General features: G+C 72.8%; 6 protein-coding genes. 3 read left to right on the top strand and 3 right to left on the bottom strand.

Annotated elements, in window-relative coordinates:
* Positions 1-106 precede the first annotated feature (106 nt).
* Positions 107-1,804, top strand: a complete 1,698-nt coding sequence (locus AB0J67_RS38375; RefSeq protein WP_363490287.1) for a hypothetical protein — start codon at positions 107-109, stop codon at positions 1,802-1,804.
* A 35-nt stretch (positions 1,805-1,839) separates the two neighbouring features.
* On the opposite strand, the gene AB0J67_RS38370 is transcribed toward AB0J67_RS38375, so the two are convergent.
* Positions 1,840-2,796: a complex I subunit 1 family protein gene (locus AB0J67_RS38370; RefSeq protein WP_363490285.1), complete on the bottom strand. Its 957-nt coding sequence runs from the start codon at positions 2,794-2,796 to the stop codon at positions 1,840-1,842.
* Positions 2,793-3,353 carry an NADH-quinone oxidoreductase subunit C gene (locus AB0J67_RS38365; protein WP_363490283.1) on the bottom strand — a complete coding sequence of 187 codons (561 nt, stop codon included), beginning with the start codon at positions 3,351-3,353 and terminating at the stop codon, positions 2,793-2,795. Before AB0J67_RS38365 ends, AB0J67_RS38370 begins: the two co-directional genes overlap by 4 nt.
* Positions 3,354-3,541: 188 nt before the next feature.
* Here AB0J67_RS38365 and AB0J67_RS38360 point away from each other — a divergent pair, with 188 nt between their 5' ends.
* Positions 3,542-4,060 carry a SigE family RNA polymerase sigma factor gene (locus tag AB0J67_RS38360; RefSeq protein ID WP_363490281.1) on the top strand — a complete coding sequence of 173 codons (519 nt, stop codon included), beginning with the start codon at positions 3,542-3,544 and terminating at the stop codon, positions 4,058-4,060.
* On the top strand, positions 4,053-4,799 hold the full coding sequence (locus tag AB0J67_RS38355) for a hypothetical protein (RefSeq protein ID WP_363490279.1): 747 nt from the start codon (positions 4,053-4,055) through the stop codon (positions 4,797-4,799). Before AB0J67_RS38360 ends, AB0J67_RS38355 begins: the two co-directional genes overlap by 8 nt.
* Before the next feature lie 3 nt (positions 4,800-4,802).
* Here the strand turns inward: AB0J67_RS38355 and AB0J67_RS38350 are convergent, their stop codons facing one another.
* Positions 4,803-6,110 (bottom strand): DUF2252 domain-containing protein, encoded by a 1,308-nt coding sequence (locus tag AB0J67_RS38350; protein WP_363490277.1) that lies wholly within the window; start codon positions 6,108-6,110, stop codon positions 4,803-4,805.
* Positions 6,111-6,246 lie beyond the last annotated feature (136 nt).

The raw sequence follows: 6,246 nt of genomic DNA, 5'->3' as shown, positions 1-6,246 counted from the left end.
CCGACAAATCCCGCTAACGACATCAACTTCGAGTCAAGGAACCTCGGAGTCAGACCCGAGCGGTGAGACCATCACCATCTTCACTGGGAACCTCATTCAGCTCAGGGTGAGCGCGCCGGGCTTCGCCACGGTATGGCGTCCCGACGATCCCGAACCCTCCGGCACGTTCGCGACGGGCGTGCCCTTGGCCGTCCGGCTGCGACCCGGGGCAGGCCGGTTCACCGCCGTGCTCAAAGACCACGACGGGACGCGGCCGCCGCCCCGAATCGCGGCGACGCTGACCAGTTCGGACGGAACCTGGTCCTACAAGCTGCCGATCCGCTTCGACGGCACCATCGATCTCGCCGAGATGCCGCCGGGCCACTACCGGCTCAGGCTCAACGACGAGGGATACTCCATGTCGCCGCGGCCGACACAGTGGTACCCGGCCACGCTGAGCAGCGCCGATGCCGGTCTGATCACCATCACCGACGGGCAGACGACGGCGATCGCCGAATCGATGGCCATCCCGGCCACCGTCGAGGTCCTCCTGCGCGACGCGCTCAGCGGCGCTCCGATCACCGAAGCCTGCGTCACGATCCGGCGTGAGGTCTGCGGCGGCGGCACCGACGGCGTCTACCGCGACCTGCTCGACTTCCGGACCAGCTCGTCCCACGTCCACGCGGTGCACCTGCCCGACCATTTCACGGCGAGCACCTCGGTGACCGCCGCGCCGGGCAAGGTCACGCAGGTCACGCTGAAGATGGAGCCGGGGGCGGTCATCGCCACGACCTATCGGGACGGGACCGTCGACCCGGCCGCGACGGACCCCGTCTGCGTCTACACAGCGCAGGGCCGCTGGGGCACCGAGTTCAGCGCCCTTCCTGTCTGCGCGATGCCGGCCGCCGACGGTGCGCTGCGGCTCGGGCCCTTCCGACCGGGGTGGGTGCAGCTGTTCGTGGCACCGCGGGGTGCCGCGGGCGCCCAGTGGCTCGGCTACCACGGCGGCACCGGCGACCGCCGGAACGCAGCAGTGATCAGCCTCAGTGCCGGAGTGGTCACCACCGCACCGGCGATCGTCCCCGCTCGGTCCGGGAGTGTGCACGGCGTCCTCCGCCACGGCAGCACCGGAGAGCCGGCGGTGTCCGCCTGCGCGGTCGCCGGTCCTGGGCTGGTGGGCTGCAGCACGCAGGGTCACTACACACTCGACCGCCTCGGTCCGTACCAGTGGACGATCGATTACAGCAGTAACGGGCTGTTGAAGACCTGGTCGGGCCGGTCGGGCGCGCCGCGGGTGCAGCTCGTGTCGGGGCAGTCGACCGTCGCGGACGTCTCGTTCCCGTCGTCCGCGCTGGATCAGACCGTCGAGTTCGGCGGACCGGCGGGGACGCCGTTGGCTCTGCGCGTGTTCGACGCCTGGACGGGTAGGGAGCTTCTTGACCGGTACGACGTCGACTCGGTGGTCGGGCTCGTACCGCGGTACGAGCCCGTCACCGTCCAGCTGGAGTACGACGGCGAGCGCTGCTGGGCCTACTTCACGGAAGGCCGCCGGATGACCCCCTATTTCGTCGCCGGTGGCAGGGAGATCAGCATGATCACGTTGACTCCCGGAGTGAACTGCCTGCCCGGCGAGCCGCCGCGGCTGCCCGCCCCGGTCCGGGGAGCGGCGAAGGGCCCGGTTTTCGTGAGCATGTTCACCCCGGCCCCCGCTCCGCGCGGTGGCCCCACCGCGCACACCGGCGCGGCGCCGAGCCCGACGGGCCGCGCCGTCGTCTCGCCGTGGGGCCGCCCGAGTGTGGGCATGATGGCCCGGGTGAAGCCCTGACCCGGTGCCGACGTCGTGACGGTGCGGGTGGGTCCCTAGGTCAGGGCCACCCGCACCCCGGCCGTCAGCACCAGCTGGGCCAGCGCCAGCGGCACCAGCACCAGCCAGCACAGCCGCTGCAGCTGGTCCTCGCGCAGCCGGGGCCAGGACACCCGCAGCCAGATCACCACGAACGCCACCGCGCCGGTCTTGAGCAGCATCCACAGCCAGCCCACCGACTCGGCCCACGGGCCGTGCCAGCCGCCGAGGAACAGGGTCGCGGTCAGCGCCGAGATCACCACGATGCCGACGTACTCCGCGAGCAGGAAGAACGCGAAGCGCAGGCCGGTGTACTCGGTCATGTACCCGAAGACCAGTTCCGAGTCGGCGATCGGCATGTCGAACGGGGGCCGCCGGATCTCGGCCAGGCCGGAGACGAAGAAGACCACCATCGCGGGCAGCTGCCACAGCAGCCACCAGGGCTGCCAGGCGGCGACGATGCCGGGCAGGCTGAGCGTGCCGGCGGCCATCGCCACGCTGGCGGCCGACAGCACGAACGGCAGCTCGTACCCGAGCAGCTGGGCCGCCGCGCGCAGGCCGCCGAGCAGGGAGTACTTGTTCGCCGAGGCCCACGCGGCCATCAGCACCGCGATCACGCCGACGCCGACGACGGCGAGCACGAAGAACAGGCCGACGTCGAGCTGCTGGCCCACCAGGTCGCCCGGCCCGAGCGGGATGACCAGCAGCACGAGCAGGTACGGCAGCAGCGCCACGGCGGGCGCGAGGCGGAAGACCGGCCCGTCGGCGTTGCGCGGCGTGATGTCCTCCTTCTGCGCGAACTTGACGCCGTCGGCGATGAGCTGGGCCCAGCCGTGGAAGGCGCCCGCGTACATCGGGCCGAGGCGGGACTGCATGTGCGCCATCACCTTGTGCTCGGTCTGGCCGACCAGCAGCGGCAGGGTCAGGAACGCCACCGCCACCAGCGCCACGCGCAGCACGATCTCCCACGTCATGAGGTCGGCCCCCACTCCCCCGGCGCGGGCACGCCCGGCGGGCGGATCGCCTGGCGCTTGGAGCCGGTCTCGGACTCGCCCGGCTCCTTGGCGCCGGGCCACGGCTTGGCGACGCGGCTGGCCAGCACGAAGCTCTTGCGCAGCGGGTGGCCCTCGAACTCCGGCGGCAGCAGCAGCGGCTCCAGCGGGCCGGGGAAGCCGATGCCGAACATCTCGTACGTCTCGCGCTCGTGCCAGGCCGCGCCGGGGTACACCGGCACCGCCGACGGCAGGGAGGCGCCCTCGGCGGGCACCCGCGTGCGCAGCAGCACGCCGTGCCGGGCGCCGACCGACCACACGTGCGCGACGACGTCGTAGCCGGCGTCCAGCTCGTCCACGGCCGACAGCCAGTCGAAGAAGTCGCAGGACAGCTCGTCGCGCGCGGCGGTCAGGGCCGCGACCCACTGCTCGGCGGGCACGTCGACGGTGGCGCGCGCGTACGCCCCGCCGCCGGAAACACCCGCCTGGGCGCCCGCCACCAGCTCGCTCAGGCGCGCCCCGATCTCCTCCGGCGTCATGCCCGGCATCCTATGCCCGCGACGGCCCGCCACGCCCCTGTCGGCCCGCGGGCACCTCCGGCCGCCGCAACCGGCCTGGGCGAGCGGCACCGCCTGTTCCGGGCGGCGGGCACGGCCGGGCCGGATCACGCCGGCACAACAGGTCCGTCCGATTTCGCTATGCTTCGGCGTACCCCCCTCAAAAGATCATGGAGACGACCGTGGCCGGACACCGCGACTTCGCGGAGTTCTACGCGGCCGCCTTCCATCCCCTGGCCACCCAGCTCTACCTGCACACGGGCAGCACCGCCGAGGCGCAGGACGTGGTCCAGGAGGCGATGTGCCGGGCGTACGACCGCTGGAGCGTGGTCGCCGAGCACGACGACCCGGTCGCCTGGGTGCGCCGGGTGGCGTGGAACCTGGCCACCAGCCGCTGGCGGCGCATGCGCCGGGGGATCGAGCTGCTCACCCGCGACCGGCTGGTTGAATCGACGCCGGGCCCCGGCCCGGACCGCATCGCCGTCGCCGTCGCGCTGACCACCCTGCCCGCCCGGCAGCGCCAGGCGGTCATCCTGCACTACCTCGAGGACCTGTCGATCGCCGAGATAGCGGTGGTCACCGGCGCCGCCGAGGGCACGGTCAAGTCGTGGCTGCACCGGGCGCGCAACGCGCTGGCGGCGCAGCTCAGCGAGGCGATACCAGCGGCGGAGGAGGTCGACCGTGTCTGAGCGCGACCCCGTACGCGCCGCTTTCGACGGCGCCCGCGACCGGCTGCAGGGCGCTTTCGCGCCGGCGGGCGTCGAGGCGGTGCTGGGCACCGTGCGGCGGCGCCGGATACGCCGGCGGGCCGGCGGGTTCGCCGCGATCGCGGCGCTGGCCGTGCTGGCCGTCGCGGTGCCGTGGGCGAACCGGACCGCCCCGCCCGCGGTCCCCCGCCCGAGCGCCTCGCCGAGCGCCGAGCAGCCGCAGCCCTCGCCGTCGCCGTCGCCGTCGGACGCCGAGACCGGGATCGGCGGCGCCGTGGCGCCCGTCCAGCCCTGCCGGGCCCGGCCGGAGGCGTACGCGGAGGGCGCGGACGTGCCCGGTGACCACGACGTGACGCTCGGGCTGACCGCGTCGTCGACGTTCTGCCCCGGCAAGAAGGTCAAGATCTTCTGGGCGTCGTACGTGTGCCAGGCCGACGGCACCCAGCAGCTCGCCGACCACGAGGTGTTCCACCTCGACGCCGGTGACCGGTCGGTGGTCGCCGCGGTGCGCTGGCCCGCCGACCCCGAGGGCCGGGGCACCCGGATCATCTACGTGGTGGGCGACCTCGGCGTGCTCGACGAGATCCCGGCCGGCAAGCGGCAGCAGTACCCGTACTGGACACGCGCCCGCGGCAGCGGCGCGTTCGGCAACCACACCGCCGGGGACATGCAGTGCGGGCCGCCGCCGTCGGCCAGCCCCAGCCCGAGCCCGAGCGCCTGAGCCTCACACGCCCGGGATCGCGCCGTTGCGGAACAGGTCCACGAACAGCTGGTGGTCGGCGCGGGCCTGGGCGCCGTACGCGTGCGCGAACGCCACCAGGCCGTCGGTGAACCCCTGCTCGTCGCGGTCCAGCTCGGCCACGATCGCCTCCTCGGTGGAGAAGTCGACCAGGTCGTGGCTGGACTCGTCGTCGGCGACCGAGTGCATGCGGGCCACCGCCCGGCCCAGCTCGCGCACCACGCTGACCAGCTCGTCGGGCTCGTTGACGTCGGCCCAGTCCAGGTCGGCGGCGTACGGCGAGACCTCGGCGACGAGCTGACCGACCCCGCCCAGCTCGGTGTAGCCCAGCCAGGCGTCGGCCGCCGCCTGCAGCGCGCGCTGCGACTCCGCCGTGCGGTGCCCCTGGTGCTGGAAGTAGCCGCGCACCCGGGGGTCGTCGATGTGGCGGGCCACCGCCGGGGTCTGCGCCTGCTTCATGTAGACGACCACGTCGTTCTCCAGCGCCTGGGTGTGCCCCTCCAGCAGCAGGCTGTACGACGGCAGCCCCGCCGAGCCGATGCCCACGCCCTGGCGCAGCACCACATCCTTGATGGTGCGCTCGATCCCGCGGTGGCCGTTGGACGCGTGGTGCGGGTTGAGCGTGCCGAGATAGCCCCGGAACGCCTCCTCGACCGCGCTGCGGGTGGCCGCGTCGATCTGGTACACGCCGTCGCGCTCGGCGAAGCGCCGCTCGTACCGGTCGATCACGGTCAGCCCGCCCAGCAGCTCCACCCGGGTGTTCAGCCGGGCCTGCTGGAGCACCCGGTGCAGCGGGCCGGTGGTGGTGGACAGCGTCAGCGAGCCGATCGCGTCGTCGCCGCCGAGCGCCACCGCCCGCAGCTCGGCCAGGTACGCCCCGGCGAAGCCGCGTACCAGGTACCCGATCATGTGGTCGGACAGCGCCTTGCTGTAGCCGAGCAGCGCGATGCTCGCGGTCAGCCTGCGCAGGTCCCACAGGAACGGCCCGACGTACGCCTCGTCGAAGTCGTTGACGTTGAAGACGAGCACGCCCTCGGCGTTCATGTAGGTGCCGAAGTTCTCCGCGTGCAGGTCGCCGTGGATCCACACCCGGCTGGTCCGCTCGTTGAGGAACGCGTCGTCGGCGTAGCGCCCGGTCATGTCGGCGTAGAAGAGGGCGGCGCTGCCGCGGTAGAACGCGAACGCGCTGGACGCCATCTTGCGGAACTTGCGGCGGAACGCGGCCGGCTCGGCCGTCATCAGCGGCCCGAACTCGGTGACCAGCACGTCCAGGATCTGCTCGGATCGCGTCATGGGTGGACGCTAACGCGCCGCGGCAAGCCTGAACGTGCAGGCACGACGGTGCGGCGGGGTCCGGAGCGGGAGGCGTTCATCGCCGCCAAGCGCGCCGAGTACGAGACCGACATCGACATCGTCCGGCTCGCCAGCG

It is taken from the genome of Catellatospora sp. NPDC049609 (assembly GCF_040675365.1).
Taxonomy (GTDB): domain Bacteria; phylum Actinomycetota; class Actinomycetes; order Mycobacteriales; family Micromonosporaceae; genus Catellatospora.
The sequence above is the reverse complement of the archived record's forward strand: the minus strand, read 5'-3'. Positions and strand labels throughout refer to the sequence as shown.